Source organism: Blastococcus sp. SYSU D00868 (genome assembly GCF_054050575.1).
The window spans coordinates 1-19,024 of record NZ_JBJGZO010000043.1 but is presented as its reverse complement, the minus strand read 5'-3'; the positions used below and the strand labels follow the sequence as shown (position 1 = coordinate 19,024).

Sequence of the window (19,024 nt, the reverse complement as noted above, 5' to 3'; positions counted from 1 at the left end):
ATCGCGAGCGTGAGCGGCCGGGTGGCGGCGGTGGGGCCGGACGGCGCCGTCGTCGAGGTCGGCGGGATCGGGCTGGCCGTGCAGTGCACGCCCGGCACCATCGCGCGGCTGCAGGTGGGGGAGAGCGCGCGGCTGTCGACCAGCCTCGTCGTGCGCGAGGACTCGCTGACCCTGTACGGCTTCGCCGACGACGACGAGCGCCAGCTGTTCGAGCTGCTGCAGACCGCCAACGGCGTCGGGCCGCGGCTGGCCCAGGCGGTGCTGGCCATCCACCCGCCGCGCGAGGTGCGCCGCGCGGTGTCGATGGCCGACGTCAAGGCACTCATGCAGGTGCCGGGCATCGGGAAGAAGGGCGCCGAGCGGCTCATCCTCGAGCTGCGCGACCGCCTGGGCACGACGAGCACCGACACCCAGCTGGACGGCGCCCCGGCCGTGCCGGCCGGCGCGGCCCCGCTGACCCCCGTCGCGCCGTGGCGCGACCAGCTCACCGCCGCCCTCGTGGGCCTCGGCTGGTCGGGCAAGGAGGCCGACACGGCGCTCACCGCGCTCGCGCCGGTCGCCGAGGAGCAGCAGGCCAACGGCGGGGTGCAGATCTCCGTGCTGCTGCGGCAGGCGATCCAGCTGCTGGGTAGGTCATGACGTCGCCGTTCGACCGGGGGCTGTCCGGCGAGGTGGACGACGACCTCGGCCGGCAGTTCGCCGTGTCGCCGCAGGCCGGCGAGGAGGAGCGCGTCGTCGAGTCGGCGCTGCGCCCGCACTCGCTGCACGACTTCATCGGCCAGCCGAAGGTCGCCCGGCAGCTCGCGCTGGTGCTCGAGGGCGCCAAGCGCCGCGGGCGGCCGCCGGACCACGTGCTGCTCTCCGGGCCGCCCGGCCTCGGCAAGACCAGCCTGGCGCTGATCATCGGCTCGGAGCTGGGCACGTCGGTGAAGATCACCAGCGGCCCGGCCATCGAGCGCTCCGGCGACCTGGCGGCGATGCTGTCCAACCTCGGCCCCGGTGACGTGCTGTTCATCGACGAGATCCACCGCATCGCCCGGCCGGCCGAGGAGCTGCTGTACATGGCGATGGAGGACTTCCGGGTCGACGTCGTCGTCGGCAAGGGGCCCGGGGCCACCGCCATCCCGCTGGACATCAACCCGTTCACGCTGGTCGGCGCCACCACCCGGGCCGGCCTGCTCACCGGGCCGCTGCGCGACCGCTTCGGGTTCGTCGGCCAGATGGAGTTCTACGAGCCGGCCGAGCTGCAGCAGGTGCTGGCCCGCAGCGCGGAGCTGCTCGGCGTGGAGCTGACCGACGACGGGTCGGCGGAGATCGCCGGCCGGTCCCGCGGCACCCCGCGCATCGCCAACCGGCTGCTGCGCCGGGTGCGCGACTACGCCGAGGTGGAGGCCGACGGCCGGGTGACCCGGGCGGTCGCCCGCGCCGCGCTGGCCCTCTACGACGTCGACGAGCTGGGCCTGGACCGGCTGGACCGCGCGGTGCTCGAGGCGCTGGTCCTGCGCTTCGGCGGCGGGCCGGTGGGGGTGTCGACCCTCGCGGTGGCCGTGGGGGAGGAGCCGCACACCGTCGAGGAGGTGTGCGAGCCGTTCCTCGTCCGGGCCGGCCTGCTGGCGCGCACGCCGCGCGGCCGGGTGGCCACCGAGGCGGCCTGGCGGCACCTGGACCAGCCGCTTCCCCGGGGCGGTCTCCCCCTCGGGGGTGGCCCAGCAGCCCCGCCCGCCGCGCGCCCGGACACCGAACCGCTGTTCGACGCCTAGACTGCCTGACGCTGGCGCGCAACTCGACTGCGCAACGGTCCGGCCGGCCGTGCGCTCCACGGCCGGCCGCTGTGCGCGCCGCAGCCGACGTACCCGAGCGGTCCCGTCCCGGACCGCACCCACCGCGCGCAGGCCCGGCGCGGTAGAGAGGCACCCCTGCCGTGGAGTCCTACTTCCCGCTCATCCTGCTCGTGCTGGCCTTCGTGCTGCTCATCGTGCTGCCGGCGCGCCAGCGCAAGCGGATGGCCGCCCAGCAGCAGCAGATGCAGGAGGCCCTGCAGCCGGGGACGCCGATCATGACGACCAGCGGCATCCACGGCACCGTGGCCGGCAAGACCGACACCACCGTGGACGTCGAGGTCGCCCCCGGCGTCGTCATGACCTTCGTGCGCCAGGCCATCCTCGAGGTCCGCAAGCCCGCCGTGACCGCCGGCGACGACGCGACCCCGGGCGACGACAGCCCCGGCGTCGTCGACGGTGGCCCGGCCGACCCCACCCGCTGAGCCGGGGTCCCCGTGGCCACCCGCCAGACTCCCGCGAGCCGCTACTTCGCGGCGTTCCTGCTGATCGTCGCCGGCCTGTACGCGCTGGTCTTCTTCACCGGCGACTCCCGGACCCCGCAGCTGGGCCTGGACCTGCGCGGCGGCACGACCGTCACGCTCACCGCCCAGACCCCCGGCGGCGGCGCGCCCGACCCCGAGGACCTGGAGCTCGCCCGCCAGATCATCGAGCAGCGGGTCAACGGCCTCGGCGTCGCCGAGGCCGAGGTGGTCACCGAGGGCGACTCGAACATCGTCATCTCGGTGCCGGGCGACGACGGTGACCAGGCCCGCGAGCTCGGCCAGACCGCGCAGCTGCGCTTCCGGCCGGTGATCTGCCCCGGCTCGGCGACCGTCTGCGCGACGCTGGACAACACCGTCTCCGACGCCGCCGCGCCCACCGACACGGCCCCGACGGACACCGCGGCGCCCACGGACACCGCGGCGCCCACGGACACCGCGGCGCCCACGGACACCGCGGCGCCCACGGACACCGCGGCGCCCACGGACACCGCGGCGCCGACCGACACCGCGGCGCCGACCGACACCGCGGCGCCCACGGACACGGCCGGCGCCCCGGGCACCGCCGAGCCCAGCGCTCCCGTCCTGGCCGCCACGCCGGAGGAGGCCGCGCCGGCCTACGACGCGCTGCGCTGCGACGCGACCGAGGAGCCGGTGCTGCCGGCCGACCCGGACAGCTACGTGGCCGCCTGCACCGAGGACGGCACCGGCAAGTACCTGCTCGGCCCGGCGATCATCGAGGGCACCGAGATCGAGGACGCCCAGGCCGGCACCCAGCAGGGCACCGGCGAGTGGATCGTCCTGCTCGACTTCAACAGCAGCGGCGAGCAGACCTGGGCCGAGTACACCGCGGCCCACCAGCAGGAGCAGGTCGCCTTCACGCTGGACGAGCGGGTCGTCTCCGCGCCGGTCATCCAGTCGGCGATCACCAGCAACCCGACGACGATCACCGGGCAGTTCGACCAGGAGAGCGCCGAGGAGCTGTCCAACCAGCTCAAGTACGGCGCGCTGCCGCTGACCTTCGAGCAGGCCACGGCGCAGTCGATCTCGACGGAGCTCGGCGCCGAGCAGCTGCAGGCCGGCCTCATCGCCGGCGCGATCGGCATCGCACTGGTCTTCGTGTACGCGCTGCTCTACTACCGCCTGCTCGGCCTGGTCATGATCGCGAGCCTGCTGCTGTCGGCCGTGGTCGTCTACGCCTGCCTCGTGCTGCTCGGCCGGCAGATCGGGTTCACCCTCAGCCTCGCCGGCATCGCCGGGTTCATCGTCTCGATCGGCATCACCGCCGACTCGTTCGTCGTCTACTTCGAACGGCTCAAGGACGAGATCCGCGAGGGCCGGACGCTGCGCTCGGCGGTGCCGCGGGCGTGGGTCCGCGCCCGCCGCACGATCCTGTCGGCCGACGCGGTGAGCTTCCTGGCCGCGGCGATCCTCTACTGGCTGGCCATCGGGGACGTGAAGGGCTTCGCCTTCACCCTGGGCATGTCGACCGTGCTCGACCTCGTGGTCGTCTTCCTCTTCACCCACCCGCTGATGGCGGTGCTCGCCCGGTTCAAGAGCTTCGGCAGCAGCCGCTTCTCCGGCCTGGGCCGCAGCATCGACCGACCCAGCTCCGCCCGCCCGGCGGCCGACGCCGGCCGGCAGCTCGTCGGCGCGGGCGCCCGCCGCGGCGGCACGGCCACCGACAGGAGCGACGCATGAGCCGCGACCAGCGCCCGGCCGAGGAGGAGATCCCGGTCGGCACCGACGCCGACGAGCGGCGCGACGCCTCGTCGGCGGCCGAGGACGCCGCCGCGGCGGCCGACGACGACGCCCTCGCCGACGCCGGTCTCCCGCGCGAGGGGCAGGACGACGCCGGCTCCGGCGTGCGCCGGCCGGCCCGCCGCGCCTCGCTGGCGCACCGGCTCTACAACGGCGAGGCGGGCCTCGACGTCGTCGGGCACAGCCGGCTGATCTACAAGATCACCGCGGTCGTGGTGCTGGTCTGCATCGCGTCGATGGTGTTCCGCGGGTTCAACTTCGGCATCGACTTCGCCGGCGGCAACAGCTTCCGGCTGCCCGGCAGCAGCGAGCAGCTCTCCGAGGTCCGCGAGGCCGCGGAGGACGCCGGCGCCGAGGTCGCCTCGGCGCAGATCGTCGGCGGCAACACGATCCTGCTGCGCACGGAGGAGCTCGACAACGACGGAGAGCGGGCGGTCGTGGCGGCCGTCTCCGACGCCGCCGGCATCGACGCCGACCAGGTCAGCCCCGAGGCGGTGAGCGCCGAGTGGGGCGCGGACATCACCGAGCAGGCGCTGATCGCGCTGCTGGTGTTCCTCGTGGCCGTCGTCGGCTTCCTGGCCCTGCGGTTCCAGTTCACGATGGCGGTCGGCGCGATGGCCGCGCTGCTGCACGACATCGTCGTGACGGCGGGGGTCTACTCGCTCGTCGGGTTCGAGGTCACCCCGTCGACGGTCATCGGCTTCCTCACCATCCTCGGCTTCTCGCTGTACGACACCGTCGTCGTCTTCGACAAGGTCGACGAGAACACCAAGGACCTGGCCGCCGGCGCGCGGATGACCTGGAGCGAGGCCGCCAACCTCGCCGTCAACCAGACCCTCATGCGGTCGATCAACACCTCGGTGATCGCCCTGCTGCCGGTCGCCGGGCTGCTGTTCGTCGGCGCCGGGCTGCTCGGCGTCGGCACGCTCAAGGACCTGGCGCTGGTGCTGTTCGTCGGCCTGGCCGCGGGCACGTACTCGTCGATCTTCCTGGCCACGCCGATCGTCGCCGACCTCGAGGAGCGCCGGCCCGAGCAGATCGCGCTGCGCAAGCGCGTGCTGGCCCGCCGCTCCGCCGCCGCGCGCGAGGCCGGCGCCCGGGGGACCGGCCCAGGCCGCGGCCCGGTGGCCAGCGCCCGCCGCTCCTCGGGCGCGCGGCGGCAGGCGGCCGTCGGGGTCGCCGAGCGCGAGGAGGACCTCGGGCCGGTGCAGGCCGACGTCGTCGTCGAGTCGCCGTCCTCGGTGGGCCCCACCGAGCCCCGCACCGGCAGCACGGCCGCCCCGCGGCCGGGCGCCCGCCCGCAGCGCCCCGCCGCGCGCCGCGGGGGCGGCGGCGGTAAGAAGCGCAGGTGAGCACGACGACGGACGCCGAGCTGCCCCTGGACGAGCTGGTCGCCTCGCTCGCCGTGGACGTGGCGGACTTCCCGTCCCCGGGGATCGTCTTCCGCGACCTGACGCCGGTCTTCGCCGACGGCCCGGCCTTCCGCCGGATCGTCCACGGCCTGGCCTCGCCGGCGACGGGCGACCCCCGGGTCGCGGCCCTGGCCTCGGCCCGCGACGGCGCCCACGCGGGTTTCGACGTGGTGGTCGGCGTGGAGGCCCGCGGGTTCCTGCTGGCCGCCGCCGTCGCCCTGGACGCCGGGGTCGGCGTCGTCCCGGTCCGCAAGGCGGGCAAGCTGCCGCGCGAGCGGGTGTCGGCCGACTACGACCTGGAGTACGGGTCGGCCCGGCTGGAGCTGCACACCGACTCCATCGTGGCCGGGCAGCGGGTGCTCGTCGTCGACGACGTGCTGGCCACCGGGGGCACCCTGGCCGCGGCGATCGCCCTGGTCGAGGAGCTCGGCGGCGTCGTCAGCGCCGTCTCCGTGGTGGTCGAGCTCGCCGACCTGGGCGGCCGCCAGCGGCTGGCGCCGCACACCGTGCACTCCCTCTGGACCACCTGAGCGCCGCCGGACCCCCCGGTGAGGGGCAGGACACCGCCCGGTCGCGCGGCCGGGCGGTCGGACCCGGCTAGCATGATGGGGGTCGTCCCTCCTCGAACCCGCAGGAGTCGCCGTGGCACCCGACGCAGCCGCCACCAACGTGGCTGCCGGGCGCCCGGGGGCCGCCGCTCCCGCCGCGCTCCCCGCGGGGGCGCCGCCGGACGAGCGGCCGGTGGAGCGGGCCCCGCTGCCGACCCGGCCGGCGGTGCGCCGGCCGGACGACGTGGGCTCCGAGCCGCCCGCCGAGAACGACCCCGGCACGCCGCGCCGCCGCGTCCGGGACCGGCTGGCCCGCCGGATCGTCGCCGGCCAGCGCAGCACCGTCGTCCGGCCGGTGCTGGAGCCGCTGGCCGCGCTGCACCGGCAGAGCCACCCCAAGGCCGACCTGGCGCTGCTGCAGCGCGCCTACGACGTCGCCGAGGCCGCGCACGCCACCCAGAAGCGCAAGAGCGGCGACCCCTACATCACCCACCCGCTGGCCGTGTCGACCATCCTCGCCGGCCTCGGCATGGACACGACGACGCTGATCGCGGCGCTGCTGCACGACACCGTCGAGGACACCGGCGTGACGCTGGAGTCCATCACCCGCGACTTCGGCCCCGAGGTCGCGCACCTGGTCGACGGCGTCACGAAGATCGACAAGGTCAAGCTCGGTGACGCGGCCCAGGCCGAGACGATCCGCAAGATGATCGTCGCGATGTCCCGCGACCCCCGGGTGCTGGTCATCAAGCTGGCCGACCGGCTGCACAACATGCGCACGCTGCGCTTCCTCCCGCCCGAGAAGCAGGAGAAGAAGGCGCGCGAGACGCTGGAGATCCTCGCCCCGCTCGCGCACCGGCTGGGCATGAACACGATCAAGTGGGAGCTCGAGGACCTCGCGTTCGCCACGCTGTACCCGAAGCGGTACGACGAGATCGTGCGGCTGGTGGCCGAGCGGGCGCCGTCCCGGGACACCTACCTGGCCGAGGTCACCGCGTCGGTCACCGAGCAGCTCAAGGCCGCGGGCATCGAGGCCGTGGTCACCGGCCGGCCCAAGCACTACTACTCGATCTACCAGAAGATGATCGTCCGCGGCCGGGACTTCACCGACATCTGGGACCTGGTCGGCATCCGGATCCTGGTCGACTCCGTCCGCGACTGCTACGCCGCGCTGGGCATCATGCACGCCCACTGGCAGCCGGTGCCCGGGCGGTTCAAGGACTTCGTCGCGATGCCGAAGTTCAACATGTACCAGTCGCTGCACACGACGGTGATCGGCCCGCAGGGCAAGCCGGTCGAGCTGCAGATCCGCACGCACGACATGCACCGCACCGCCGAGTACGGCATCGCGGCGCACTGGAAGTACAAGGAGAAGGCCAAGAGCGGCGGCAGGCCCGTGGCCGGTGCCTCAGCGGCCTCGAAGGCCGGCTCGGCCGACGACATGCTGTGGCTGCGCCAGCTGCTGGACTGGCAGCGGGAGGCCCAGGAGCCCGGCGAGTTCCTGGAGACCCTGCGCTACGACCTCGGTCCGCAGGAGGTCTTCGTCTTCACGCCCAAGGGCGACGTCGTCAGCCTGCCCGGCGACTCCACCCCGGTCGACTTCGCCTACGCCGTGCACACCGAGGTCGGGCACCGGTGCATCGGGGCCCGCGTCAACGGCGCCCTGGTCTCCCTCGACAGCAAGCTCAGCAACGGCGACGTGGTGGAGATCTTCACCTCCAAGTCGCCGACCGCCGGCCCGTCGAAGGACTGGCTGTCGTTCGTCGGCTCCTCCCGCGCGCGCACCAAGATCCGCCAGTGGTTCACCAAGGAGCGCCGCGAGGACGCCGTCGAGGCGGGCAAGGAGGCGCTGACCCGCGCCATGCGCAAGGCGGGGCTGCCGCTGCAGCGGCTGCTCGGCGGCGACGCGCTGTCCACGCTGGCCAAGGACCTGCGCTACGCCGACGTCACCGCGCTGTACGCCGCGGTGGGGGAGAACCACCTGTCGGCGTCGTCGGTGGTGGAGAAGCTCATCGCGGCGCTCGGCGGCACCGAGGGCGCGGTCGAGGACATCGCCGAGACCGCCATCCCGACCGCCCGGCCGCGGCCGCGGCGGCCCGGTAGCGGCGACCCGGGCATCGTCGTCCACGGGATGAGCGACGTCTGGGCCAAGCTCGCCAAGTGCTGCACCCCGGTGCCGGGGGACGACGTGCTGGGCTTCGTGACCCGCGGCGGCGGCGTCAGCGTGCACCGCACCGACTGCACCAACGCCGCGGACCTGCAGAGCAAGCCCGAGCGGCTGGTCGAGGTCGAGTGGGCCAGCGCGCCGGGCTCGGTGTTCCTGGTGGCCATCCAGGTCGAGGCGCTCGACCGGCACCGGCTGCTGTCCGACGTCACCAAGGCGCTGGCCGACGAGCGGGTCAACATCCTGTCGGCGTCGGTGCAGACCAGCCGGGACCGGGTGGCGATCAGCCGGTTCACCTTCGAGCTGGCCGACCCCGCGCACCTGGGCGCGGTGCTGCAGACGGTGCGCAACGTCGACGGCGTCTTCGACGTCGAGCGCGTCACCGCCTGACCCGCCGGCTCCACCGGGATCAGTCGGAGGACCCTGTCGCCGGTCAGGCCGTCACGGGGTCGGCGGCGAACGCCGGGTTCTCGCAGCTGGCGCCGACCTCCGGCGTGGTGTCCGGGTTGGCCGCCAGCAGCGCCACGAACTCCGCGAGCCGCGGGTCGGCGGCGTCGTCCAGCCGGATCGCGTGGTTCCACGCCTGCGCCGAGACGACGGTCCCGAGGCCGGGGTGGGGCGAGAGCATCACGTACGAGCCGCCCTCGACCAGGTCGGCGAGCGCCGCGACGTCGTCCTCGCCGGCCAGGTCCGGGTCGTAGGTGACCCAGACGGCGCCGTGCTCCAGCGAGTGGACGGCGTTCTCCGGGCGGATCGCCACGTCGTAGACGGTGCCGGTGCAGTCGGCCCAGACGCCGTCGTGCGGGCCGCCGACCGGCGGGTCCTCGCTGTAGTCGACGTCGGTGCGGACGTGCTCCTGGCCGGCCGCGTAGGCCGCCACCTCGGTCGACTCGAGCGTGACCGGCTCCGCGGCGGACCCGGCTCCGGCCGGCGACGCGGCGCCGGCCACGGTGCTGGTGCACCCGGCCAGCGCCAGCAGCCCACCGGCGAGCAGGGCGGTGCACCGGCGGGCGGTCACCCGACCACCTCGGCGGACTCGACGACGACCGGCTCGTTCGGGGCGCCGCCGCCGGGGCTGGGCTCGAGGCTGCCGTCGTGTCCGGCGGCCGCCACGTCCTGCACGACCGCGAGCCCGGCGTCGTCCAGGGAGCCGACGACCGTGTAGTCCGGCGGCAGGGCCGTGTCGACGTAGCAGATGAAGAACTGGCTGCCGGTCGAGCCCGGCTGCCCGCTGTTGGCCATGGCGACGGTCCCGGCCGGATAGGCGGTGCTCGGGGTGACCTCCTCGTCGAACCGGTAGCCCGGCCCGCCGCGGCCGGTCCCGGTGGGGTCGCCGCACTGCAGCACGCCGAAGGACGGCTGGTCCACCAGCCGGTGGCACGGGCTGCCGTCGAAGAAGCCCGCGTCGGCCAGGTGCGCCATGCTGGCGGCCGCGCAGGGCGCCCCGGCGCGGTCGAGGGTGAGCGTCAGCTCGCCCTGCCGAGGGTCAGGACGACGGTCGCGGTGCCCTCGGCCGGCACCTCCTCCGGCGGGGTGCCGGCCGGCGTGCCGGACCCGTCGGACTGCCAGTCGCAGGAGGCCGTCGACCCGTCCGTCGAGCCACCGGGACCCGGCGTGGCGCCGGAGTCGGCGCTCGCGGAGGCGCTCGGTGAGCCGGACGGGTCCGGGTCGTCCGGCGACGCCGAGCCCGCCACCTCCGTGGAGCACCCGGCGAGCGCGAGCAGGGCGGCGGCGAGGGCGCCGGCCGCGCGAGGCGTCACTGCACGACCGTCACGGAGGTGATCGTCACCGGGGTGTTCGGGGCGCCGCCGCCGGGCGAGGGCTCGAAGGAGCCGTCGTTGCCGGCCGCCGCGATCTGGTCGAGCACGGCCAGGCCGGCCTCGTCGACCGTGCCCACCGCGGTGTAGTCCGGCGGCAGCTGGGTGTCGGTGAAGCACAGGAAGAACTGGCTGCCGGTCGAGCCGGGGGCGCCGCTGTTCGCCATCGCGATGGTGCCCCGCGGGTAGGTGGTCTCCGGCGTGACCTCCTCGTAGAACCGGTAGCCCGGCCCGCCCTGGCCCGTGCCGGTCGGGTCGCCGCACTGCAGGACGCCGAACGTGGGCTGGTTGACCTCGCGGTGGCAGGGGCTGCCGTCGAAGAAGCCGACCGAGGCCAGGTGGGTGAAGCTGGACGCCGCGCACGGGGCCTTGGCGCGGTCCAGGGTGAAGGTCATGTCGCCGGCCGAGGTGGTCACGGCGAGCGTGGAGGTCCCGGTCGCCGGGGTGGCGGCCTCGTCCGCGGGGATGCCGACGTCGGTGCCGGACCCGTCGGGGGCGAAGTCGCAGGTGACGGTCCCGTCGGGGTTGACCACCGGCGCCACCGGCGACTCCGCGGCCGCGGCCGGCGAGGAGGAGGAGTCGGCGGCCACGGTCGGGTCGTCGTCGTCCCCGCCGAGCCCGGTGACCAGCCAGACCGCGCCGGCGACCAGCACGACGGCGGCGACGGTCACGGTGATGAGCAGGTTGCGGCGGCGCTTCCTGGCCAGCTCGGCGCGGCGCTCGAGCTGCCGCTGCAGGTGGCGCTGGGCGGCCTGCCGGCGCTGCTTGTTGCTCGGCACGGGGGACTACTCCTCGACGGGGGACGGCTGCTGCGGGGCCCATGCGACAGGGACGGGCCCGGATGGGCCCCGCTGGTCGGTCCGCGAGTCTAGGCGGCGGAGCTGGGGATCCCCGGTTGCCCGGCGCGGGGCGGGTCGGGTCGGGGGAGCGCGGCACGGGGGGTGATCACCCCGCGTAACCTGCACGCGTGCTCATCCGCTCGTTCCCGGCAGGCGCCTTCGGCACGAACTGCTACACCGTCGCCACCGGGCGGGGCCAGGAGTGCGTGATCGTCGACCCCGGCATGGAGGCCGTCGAGCCCCTGGCGCAGATCATCGCCGAGGACGGGCTCAAGCCGGTCGCCGTCGTGCTCACCCACGGCCACCTCGACCACACGTTCTCCGTCGTCCCGGTGTGCGAGGGGTACGACATCCCCGCCTACCTGCACCCGCTGGACAACGGGATGCTCAGCGACCCCGCGCGCTGGTTCGGCCCGCGGCTGGCCCGGCTGGTCTCCGGCGCGCGGCTGCCCGACCCGTCGGAGGTCCGCACGCTGGACGACGGCGCGGTGCTGGACCTGGCCGGGGTCTCGCTGACCGTCCGGCACGCCCCCGGCCACACCGAGGGGTCGGTGGTGTTCTCCCTGGACCTCGGCGAGGCGCCCGGCCTGTTCGCCGGCGACGTGCTGTTCGAGGGGTCGGTCGGGCGGGTGGACCTGCCCGGCGGCTCCTGGCAGTCCATGCTGACCTCGCTGCGCGACGTCGTCCTGCCGATGGACGACGAGACCATCGTGCTGCCCGGGCACGGCGGGCCGACCACCATCGGCCGGGAGCGGGCCACCAACCCCTACCTGGTCCAGGCCGCGGCGCACACGGCGGCCCCGGCGCCGAAGGGCCGTGGGCTGTGAGCGAGCTCGCGAGCTCACCAGAGCGCACAGCACCCCCGGGCACGCGACCGACGAGCGCCAGCGAGGAGGACGCGTGACGGGACTGACGGCTCCGAAGGGCACCTTCGACACGCTGCCGCCGGAGTCCGCGCGCTTCCTGGCCGTGCGCGACCTGCTGACCGCGCCGCTGCGGCGGGCCGGGTACGGCTACGTCGAGACGCCGGTGTTCGAGGAGACCGCCGTCTTCTCCCGCGGGGTGGGCGAGTCCACCGACGTCGTGACGAAGGAGATGTACACCTTCGACGACCGCGGCGGCCGCTCGCTCACGCTGCGCCCGGAGCTCACCGCCGGGCTGATGCGGGCCTTCATCGAGCACCGGCTCGTGCAGGGCGCGCTGCCGGTGAAGCTGTGGACCGTCGGCTCGGCCTTCCGCTACGAGCGACCCCAGGCCGGCCGGTACCGGCACTTCACCCAGGTCGACATGGAGGCGCTCGGCGTCGACGACCCGGCGCTGGACGCCGAGGTGGTGGCGCTGGGCGTGCAGGGGTTCCGCGACCTCGGGCTGCGCGACTTCGAGCTGCTGCTGACCTCGCTGGGCGACGCGACCTGCCGCCCGCAGTACCGGGAGCTGCTCGTCGCCCACCTGGAGAAGCTGGACCTCGACGAGGAGACCCGCCGGCGCGCGGCGATCAACCCGCTGCGGGTGCTGGACGACAAGCGGCCCGAGGTGCAGGCGCAGCTCGACGACGCGCCGCTGATGGTCGACCACCTCTCGGACTCCACGAAGGCTCACTACGACGCCGTCCGCCAGCACCTCACCGACCTCGGCGTCACCTGGACCGAGGCCCCGCGGCTGGTCCGCGGCCTGGACTACTACACGAAGACGACGTTCGAGTTCGTGCACAACGGGCTCGGCGCGCAGTCGGCGATCGGCGGCGGCGGCCGCTACGACGGGCTGTCCGCGGCGCTGGGTGGGCCGGACGTCTCCGGCATCGGCTACGCCGTCGGCGTGGACCGGACGCTGCTCGCGGTGCAGGCCGAGGGCCTCGACATCGGGGAGAGCGCGGGCGTGCAGGCCTTCGTCGTGCCGTTGGGTGCCGAGGCCAAGCGGCTCGCCGTCCGGCTGGTCGGGCAGCTGCGTGCCGCCGGGATCGCGGCCGACACGGTCTACGGCGACCGCGGGCTCAAGGGCGCGATGAAGGCCGCCGACCGCTCGGGGGCCACGCACGCGGTCGTCATCGGCGAGCGCGACCTGGCCGAGGGCGTGGGCCAGCTCAAGGACCTGCGGACGGGCGAGCAGACCGCCGTCCCGGTGGCCGATCTGTTCGACGCGCTGAAGCGTGCGACGGTGGGGGAGTGACGATGGAGCAGCGGCCGCTGGGCCGGACCGGCGCCGAGGTCGGCGTCGTGGGACTGGGTACCTGGCAGCTGGGCGGCGACTGGGGCGACGTCGACGACGAGGCGGCCGAGGCGGTGCTGGAGGCGGCGCTCGACGCGGGGGTGACCCTGCTCGACACCGCCGACGTGTACGGCGACGGCCGCTCGGAGGAGCGGATCCGCCGGGCGCTGGTGCTGCGGTCGGACCGGCCGTTCGTCGCGACCAAGGCCGGACGGCGGGCCGACCCGTTCACCGCCGAGCAGTACACGCCGGAGAACCTCCGCGCGTGGGTGGACCGCTCCCGGCGCACCCTCGGCGTCGAGACGCTCGACCTGGTGCAGCTGCACTGCCCGCCGACCGCCGTCTACTCCGACCAGCGGGTCTACGACACCCTCGACGGGTTCGTCGCCGACGGGTCGATCGCCGCCTACGGCGTCTCGGTGGAGACCGTCGCCGAGGGGCTGACGGCGCTGCAGCACCCCGGCGTCGCGACGATCCAGGTGATCCTCAACGTCTTCCGCCGCAAGCCGCTGGAGGAGCTGCTGCCCGCGGCGCAGGCCGCCGAGGTCGGGATCCTGGCGCGCGTCCCGCTGGCCAGCGGCCTGCTGACCGGCAAGTACGACGAGTCGACGACGTTCCCCGCCGACGACCACCGGAACTTCAACCGCCACGGCGAGGCCTTCGACGTCGGCGAGACCTTCGCCGGCGTGCCCTTCGAGGTCGGCGTCGCCGCGGCCCGGGAGGTCGCCGAGATCGCCGGGGACGCGCCCACCGCCGCGTTCGCCCTGCGCTGGGTGATCGACCAGCCCGGCGTCACGACCGTGATCCCCGGGGCGCGCAACGTCGAGCAGGTGCGCGGCAACGTCGCCGCCGCGGACCTGCCGCGGCTCACCGAGGCCCAGCTCGCCGACCTGGAGCGGGTGTACGACGAGCGCATCCGCGCGCACGTGCACGACCGCTGGTAACCCCCGAACCCCCACAGAGAGAGATCCCCCGTGCTCCGCACCCATGACGCCGGCACCCTCCGCGGTTCCGACGCCGGCTCGCAGGTCAGCCTCGCCGGCTGGGTCGCCCGCCGCCGCGACCACGGCGGCGTGGTCTTCCTCGACGTCCGCGACGCCTCCGGCTACGTGCAGGTCGTCGTCCGCGAGGAGGAGGCGCACGCCCTCCGCAACGAGTACTGCGTCCTGGTCACCGGCGAGGTGCGCCAGCGGCCCGCCGGCAACGAGAACCCCGAGCTGCCGACCGGCGAGATCGAGGTCGTCGCGAGCGAGCTGCGGGTGCTGTCGTCCGCCGCGCCGCTGCCGTTCCCGATCGAGACCGACGCGGCGGCCTCCGACGACGTCCGCTACCGGTTCCGCTACCTGGACCTGCGCCGCCAGGACCCGGCCCGGATCATCCGGCTGCGCAGCGAGGTCAACCGCGTCGCCCGGGGCGTCATGGCCGGGCACGGGTTCACCGAGGTGGAGACGCCGACGCTGACCCGCTCGACGCCGGAGGGCGCCCGCGACTTCGTCGTCCCGGTGCGCCTGCAGCCGGGCAAGTGGTACGCGCTGCCGCAGTCGCCGCAGCTGTTCAAGCAGCTGCTGATGATCGGCGGGCTGGAGCGGTACTACCAGATCGCCCGCTGCTTCCGGGACGAGGACTTCCGCGCCGACCGGCAGCCGGAGTTCACCCAGCTCGACTTCGAGATGAGCTTCGTCGAGCGGGACGACGTCCTGGCCATCGCCGAGGACGTCGTCCGCGCGCTGTGGCGGGAGCTGGCCTCCTACGACGTCCCCGAGATCCCGCGGATGACCTACCGCGAGGCGATGGACCGGTTCGGCTCCGACAAGCCCGACCTGCGCTTCGGCATCGAGCTGACCGAGCTCACCGAGTTCTTCGCCGACACCCCGTTCCGCGTCTTCCAGGCGCCCTACGTCGGCGCGGTCGTCATGCCCGGCGGCGGCTCCCAGCCGCGGCGGGCGTTCGACGCCTGGCAGGACTGGGCCCGCTCCCGCGGCTCCCGCGGCCTGGCCTACGTGACGATCGGCGAGGACGGCACGCTCGGCGGGCCGGTCGCGAAGAACATCTCCGACGCCGAGCGCGAGGGCCTGGTCGCCGCGGTCGGCGCGCAGCCGGGCGACTGCGTGTTCTTCGCCGCCGGCGCCCGCCGCACCTCCCAGGAGCTGCTCGGCGCCGCCCGCAACGAGATCGCCAAGCGGCTGGAGCTCGTCGAGCCCGGGTCCTGGTCGTTCCTGTTCGTCGTCGACTTTCCGATGTTCGAGGAGACCGAGGACGGGGAGTGGACCTTCATGCACCACCCGTTCACCTCGCCCACGCCGGAGTGGCGCGACCGCTTCGCCGAGGACAAGGGCGCCGCGCTGTCCGACGCCTACGACATGGTGATCAACGGCAACGAGGTGATGAGCGGGTCGGTGCGTATCCACGACGCCGCCCTGCAGGAGCGGGTGTTCGAGACCCTCGGCATGTCCCGCGAGGAGGCCCGCGAGCGGTTCGGCTTCTTCCTCGAGGCCTTCGCCTACGGCCCGCCGCCGCACGCCGGCGCGGCCCTGGGCTGGGACCGGCTGACCGCGCTGCTGGCCGGCGTGGACTCGATCCGCGAGGTGATCGCGTTCCCGAAGACCGGCGCCGGCTTCGACCCGCTGACCGGCGCTCCCACGCCGATCACCGAGGCGCAGCGCACGGAGGCCGGCATCGACGCGAAGCCCGAGGAGCCCGCGCTGCCCGGCGAGCCCGGCGCCCCCGGCCCCACGGACCCGACGAAGAGCTGAGTCCGGCCACAGCGGTCCCGGGTCAGCCGGGACGGCTCACAGCTGGGGTGGACCCGTCGCGGGGGGCCGGAGGCCCTCCCGACGGGGACACGGGCAGCGGCTCAGCGGCGCGGGGGACGGCACCTGGCCGCGGGGTCGGCCGGCAGGCCGACGGTGTCATAGTGCCTCCATGCCGCTGCGCGCCCGCACCCTGCTCGGTCCCGGCCCGTCCAACCCCTACCCGGAGGCCACGGTCGCCCTCGGGCAGCCGCTGCTCGGCCACCTCGACCCGGTCTTCCTCGGGATCCTCGACGAGACCTCCGACCGGCTGCGGCAGCTGTTCGGCACCGCCAACCGGCGCACCCTGCCGCTGTCGGCGACCGGCTCGGCGGGCATGGAGGCGGCCTTCGTCAACACCGTCGGCCCCGGGGACGTCGTCGTGGTCGCCGTCAACGGCCTGTTCGGCGAGCGGATGGTGGACGTCGCCTCGCGCTGCGGCGCCGAGGTCGTGCGGGTCGACCACGAGTGGGGCCGGCCGGTGGACGCCGAGCGGGTGCTGGCCGCCCACCCCTCGCCCAAGCTGATCGCCGCGGTCCACGCCGAGACCTCCACCGGCGTCCGGTCCGACCTCGAGCCGCTGGCCGCCGGCAAGGGCGACGCGCTGCTGCTGGCCGACTGCGTCACCTCCCTGGGCGGCATCCCGGTGCGGCTGGACGACTGGGGCGTCGACCTCGCCTACTCCGGCTCGCAGAAGTGCCTGGGCACCGCGCCCGGCCTCGCCCCGTTCACCATCGGCGAGCGGGCCTGGGAGCGGCGGATCGAGAAGCCGCAGAGCTGGTACCTCGACCTCGGCATGCTCGGCGGCTACGCCGGCGAGGCGGCCGGCAGCGGCGGGCGCACCTACCACCACACCGCGCCCACCGGCATGGTCGTGTCGCTGCACGCCGCGCTCGGCCGGATCCTCGACGAGGGCCTGGACGCCGTCCACGCCCGGCACGCCGAGGCCGGCCGGCTGCTGGCCGAGGGGCTGGCCGAGCTGGGCCTGGAGCTGTTCGCCGCCGAGGGGCACCGGCTGCCCGAGCTGACCACGGTGCGGGTGCCCGAGGGCGCCGACTCGGCGAAGGTCCGGGCGGAGCTGCTGGAGCGCTACGACCTGGAGATCGGCGGCGGCGTCGGCGCCCACGCGGCGACCGTGTGGCGGATCGGCCTGATGGGCGCCAACGCCCGGCCCGACCGGGTGGCGCTGGTGCTGGCCGCGCTGCGCGAGGTCCTCGGCCGGTGAGCCGGGTGGGCCGGTGACCGCGCCGGCGGCGTCCCCCGTCGTCCCCGCCGCGACCGCCCCCGCGCAGGCCGGGCGGCTGCCCGCCTGGGCACTGGTGCCGCTCGCGGCCCTGGTCTGGTGGGCCGGCGGCCACCTGTGGTGGCTGCTGGACGGCCTCGGCGGACCGGGTGCCGGCGCGACCGCCCTGCCGCTGTCGGCGTCGACCCTGGGCCTGCTGGTCCTCGGCGCCGGCACGGGCGGCGTCGGCGCCGGCCTGCTGGGCCGCGCGACGCGCTCCCGGCCGCTGGGGCTGGCCGCGACCGGTGGCGGCGTGGCGCTCGCGGTGGCGGTCACGCTGCTGCAGTCGCTGGCGGCCGTGCGGTCCGCCGGTGCCGGGTCCTTCGCGGCCGAGCCGGTCGTGCTGACCGGCCTGTCCGCGGTCGTCGTGGGGGCCGCCGTCGTCGGGTGGCTGCTGGGCTCGTCCGCGTTGCTCGGCCGGCCCGGGCTCGGGGCCGCGCTCGGCGCGCTGGCCGGGCTGGCGCCGTCCTGGCTGTCCGGGGTGGTCGCCGCGCTCGGCGGCTCGCCGGGGGAGGCGTCGTCCTGGGCCGGGGCCGCGGTGCTCGCCGGGGCCCTCGTCGCCGTCGCGGTGCGCCCGCCGCTGCGGCTGCTGTGGTGGCCGCCGGTGGTCGCCCTCGCCTGGCTCACCGGCCCGGCGCTGGCCGCCGTGGTCTGGCTCGAGCCGCTGCTGCGCCCCGGGGCGGGCCTGCCCGGCACGCTGCTGGACTCGCTCTCCGGCGCCTGGCAGGTGTTCGGCCTGGCGGCCGACCCGGCCGTGCGCGACCTGACCCCGTGGATCGCGGCGCTCGTCACCGCGCTCGCCCTCTCGGCGGCGCTGGTGGCGCGGCCGCGTCCGGCGGCCGCGGGCTGACCCGCCCGGCCTCAGCGCCGGACGGCCGCCGCGGGGACGTTCTCGCCGGCCGCCGCCGCGGCCACGGTCAGGTCCGGGGCCACCGGCTCCTCGCCGTCCGCCGCGCCCGCGTCGTCGCCGCCCGCGCCCAGCCGGACCAGCGGCAGGGCGGCGCAGGCCGCGGCGACCGAGGCGGCCGCGGCCAGCCAGAAGACCGCCAGCAGCGCGGCGGGGTCGGCGACGACGACCCCGCCGACGACGCTCGCCCCCGCGGTCACGACCGCGGCCGTGGCGGCGCTGGCTACGGACGTGCCGATCGAGCGCAGCAGCGTGTTCAGCCCGTTGGCCGACGCCGTCTCGGAGACCGGCACCGAGCGCATGATCAGCGTCGGCATCGCCGCGTAGGCCACCGACGTCCCCAGGCTCACCAGCAGCGAGCCGACGACGACCTGCCACACCTCGGCGCTGAGGAAGTACCGGGCCGCGTAGGCCGCGGCCATGCCCAGCGCGCCGGCGACCAGCGCGACGACCGGCCCGATGCGGCGGATCACGGCCGCCGCGACCGGCGCCATCAACCCGAAGGCCAGCGCGGTGGGGGCCATCGCCAACCCGGCCTGCAGCGTCGTCAGGCCGAGCCCCCCGGTGGCCACCGGCAGCTGCAGCACCTGGGTGGTCACCAGCATGTTGGCGAACATCGCGAACCCGGTGAACACCGAGGCGACGTTCACCAGCAGCACCCGCGGCCGGGCGGCCACGCGCAGGTCCACCAGGGGTGCGGCCGTGCGCAGCTGCACCGGCACCCACACCGCCAGCAGGACGGCGCCCGCGGCGGCGCACCCCAGGGTCGCCGCGCTGGTCCACCCCCAGTGCCCGCCCTTGGACAGGGCCAGCAGCAGCGTGGTGAGGCAGCCCGACAGCAGGACGGCGCCGCGCAGGTCGAACCGGCGCCGCGCGCGCGGCGGGGACGGCGCCAGGACCACCCCGACGGCGCCCAGCATGATGACCCCCACCCCGCCCGGCACCCACTAAAGCAGCTGCCAGTAGAGGTATAGCAACAC

The 19,024-nt window shown here is 75.2% G+C and carries 18 protein-coding genes; 13 read left to right on the top strand and 5 right to left on the bottom strand.

All coding sequences use genetic code 11. The annotated features are described in order from the left end of the window. Positions 1-9: 9 nt before the first annotated feature. From ruvA to ACI79F_RS22970, 7 genes are all read left to right on the top strand, one after another. A complete protein-coding gene (gene ruvA / locus ACI79F_RS23000) occupies positions 10-639 on the top strand; it encodes a Holliday junction branch migration protein RuvA (protein ID WP_456547208.1) in 630 nt (209 codons plus the stop codon). After that, the gene (gene ruvB / locus ACI79F_RS22995) at positions 636-1,760 is read left to right on the top strand and encodes a Holliday junction branch migration DNA helicase RuvB (RefSeq protein ID WP_456547207.1); all 1,125 of its coding nucleotides are present in this window, start codon (positions 636-638) and stop codon (positions 1,758-1,760) included. Before ruvA ends, ruvB begins: the two co-directional genes overlap by 4 nt. A 161-nt stretch (positions 1,761-1,921) precedes the next feature. Next, positions 1,922-2,263 (top strand): preprotein translocase subunit YajC, encoded by a 342-nt coding sequence (gene yajC, locus ACI79F_RS22990; RefSeq protein ID WP_456547206.1) that lies wholly within the window; start codon positions 1,922-1,924, stop codon positions 2,261-2,263. A gap of 12 nt (positions 2,264-2,275) precedes the next feature. Continuing rightward, the gene (secD, locus tag ACI79F_RS22985; protein ID WP_456547205.1) at positions 2,276-4,021 is read left to right on the top strand and encodes a protein translocase subunit SecD; all 1,746 of its coding nucleotides are present in this window, start codon (positions 2,276-2,278) and stop codon (positions 4,019-4,021) included. Continuing rightward, the gene (gene secF / locus ACI79F_RS22980; protein WP_456547204.1) at positions 4,018-5,433 is read left to right on the top strand and encodes a protein translocase subunit SecF; all 1,416 of its coding nucleotides are present in this window, start codon (positions 4,018-4,020) and stop codon (positions 5,431-5,433) included. Before secD ends, secF begins: the two co-directional genes overlap by 4 nt. Continuing rightward, complete coding sequence (locus ACI79F_RS22975) at positions 5,430-6,023, top strand: adenine phosphoribosyltransferase (RefSeq protein ID WP_456547203.1); 594 nt, start codon at positions 5,430-5,432, stop codon at positions 6,021-6,023. Before secF ends, ACI79F_RS22975 begins: the two co-directional genes overlap by 4 nt. Before the next feature lie 112 nt (positions 6,024-6,135). After that, the gene (locus ACI79F_RS22970) at positions 6,136-8,595 is read left to right on the top strand and encodes a RelA/SpoT family protein (protein WP_456547202.1); all 2,460 of its coding nucleotides are present in this window, start codon (positions 6,136-6,138) and stop codon (positions 8,593-8,595) included. Positions 8,596-8,638: 43 nt separating this feature from the next. Here ACI79F_RS22970 and ACI79F_RS22965 read toward each other — a convergent pair whose 3' ends face one another. Genes ACI79F_RS22965 through ACI79F_RS22950 form a run of 4 tightly spaced genes read right to left on the bottom strand, consistent with a single transcriptional unit; the run spans position 8,639 to position 10,801 of the window. After that, positions 8,639-9,223 (bottom strand): DUF3105 domain-containing protein, encoded by a 585-nt coding sequence (locus tag ACI79F_RS22965; RefSeq protein WP_456547201.1) that lies wholly within the window; start codon positions 9,221-9,223, stop codon positions 8,639-8,641. After that, complete coding sequence (locus ACI79F_RS22960) at positions 9,220-9,627, bottom strand: peptidylprolyl isomerase (RefSeq protein WP_456547200.1); 408 nt, start codon at positions 9,625-9,627, stop codon at positions 9,220-9,222. The genes ACI79F_RS22965 and ACI79F_RS22960 overlap by 4 nt, the downstream gene beginning before the upstream one ends. A gap of 44 nt (positions 9,628-9,671) precedes the next feature. Next, positions 9,672-9,965: a hypothetical protein gene (locus tag ACI79F_RS22955; RefSeq protein WP_456547199.1), complete on the bottom strand. Its 294-nt coding sequence runs from the start codon at positions 9,963-9,965 to the stop codon at positions 9,672-9,674. Further along, entirely contained in the window at positions 9,962-10,801 is an 840-nt protein-coding gene (locus ACI79F_RS22950; RefSeq protein ID WP_456547198.1) for a peptidylprolyl isomerase, read from the bottom strand. The genes ACI79F_RS22955 and ACI79F_RS22950 overlap by 4 nt, the downstream gene beginning before the upstream one ends. A gap of 188 nt (positions 10,802-10,989) precedes the next feature. On the opposite strand from ACI79F_RS22950, the gene ACI79F_RS22945 reads away from it, so the two are divergent. The 6 genes from ACI79F_RS22945 (at position 10,990) to ACI79F_RS22920 (ending at position 17,987) form a co-directional block, all read left to right on the top strand. Then, entirely contained in the window at positions 10,990-11,688 is a 699-nt protein-coding gene (locus ACI79F_RS22945; protein ID WP_456547197.1) for an MBL fold metallo-hydrolase, read from the top strand. Positions 11,689-11,761: 73 nt separating this feature from the next. Next, complete coding sequence (hisS, locus tag ACI79F_RS22940; protein ID WP_456547196.1) at positions 11,762-13,027, top strand: histidine--tRNA ligase; 1,266 nt, start codon at positions 11,762-11,764, stop codon at positions 13,025-13,027. A gap of 2 nt (positions 13,028-13,029) precedes the next feature. Beyond that, positions 13,030-14,010: an aldo/keto reductase gene (locus tag ACI79F_RS22935; RefSeq protein WP_456547239.1), complete on the top strand. Its 981-nt coding sequence runs from the start codon at positions 13,030-13,032 to the stop codon at positions 14,008-14,010. A gap of 30 nt (positions 14,011-14,040) precedes the next feature. Next, positions 14,041-15,819: an aspartate--tRNA ligase gene (gene aspS / locus ACI79F_RS22930; protein WP_456547195.1), complete on the top strand. Its 1,779-nt coding sequence runs from the start codon at positions 14,041-14,043 to the stop codon at positions 15,817-15,819. 169 nt (positions 15,820-15,988) lie between these two features. After that, entirely contained in the window at positions 15,989-17,080 is a 1,092-nt protein-coding gene (locus tag ACI79F_RS22925; RefSeq protein WP_456547194.1) for a pyridoxal-phosphate-dependent aminotransferase family protein, read from the top strand. Positions 17,081-17,093: 13 nt separating this feature from the next. Beyond that, a complete protein-coding gene (locus ACI79F_RS22920) occupies positions 17,094-17,987 on the top strand; it encodes a hypothetical protein (protein ID WP_456547193.1) in 894 nt (297 codons plus the stop codon). An 11-nt stretch (positions 17,988-17,998) separates the two neighbouring features. Here the strand turns inward: ACI79F_RS22920 and ACI79F_RS22915 are convergent, their stop codons facing one another. After that, positions 17,999-18,964, bottom strand: coding sequence for an MFS transporter (locus ACI79F_RS22915; protein ID WP_456578952.1), 966 nt, complete (start codon positions 18,962-18,964; stop codon positions 17,999-18,001). Between the last annotated feature and the right edge of the window lie 60 nt (positions 18,965-19,024).

Coding starts and splice junctions, on each gene's coding strand:
- ACI79F_RS22960 (WP_456547200.1), bottom strand. CDS start 9,627: ATGGCGCACCTGGCCGACGCGGGCTTCTTCGACGGCAGCCCGTGCCAC.
- ruvB (WP_456547207.1), top strand. CDS start 636: ATGACGTCGCCGTTCGACCGGGGGCTGTCCGGCGAGGTGGACGACGAC.
- ACI79F_RS22915 (WP_456578952.1), bottom strand. CDS start 18,964: ATGCTGGGCGCCGTCGGGGTGGTCCTGGCGCCGTCCCCGCCGCGCGCG.
- ACI79F_RS22935 (WP_456547239.1), top strand. CDS start 13,030: ATGGAGCAGCGGCCGCTGGGCCGGACCGGCGCCGAGGTCGGCGTCGTG.
- ACI79F_RS22925 (WP_456547194.1), top strand. CDS start 15,989: ATGCCGCTGCGCGCCCGCACCCTGCTCGGTCCCGGCCCGTCCAACCCC.
- secF (WP_456547204.1), top strand. CDS start 4,018: ATGAGCCGCGACCAGCGCCCGGCCGAGGAGGAGATCCCGGTCGGCACC.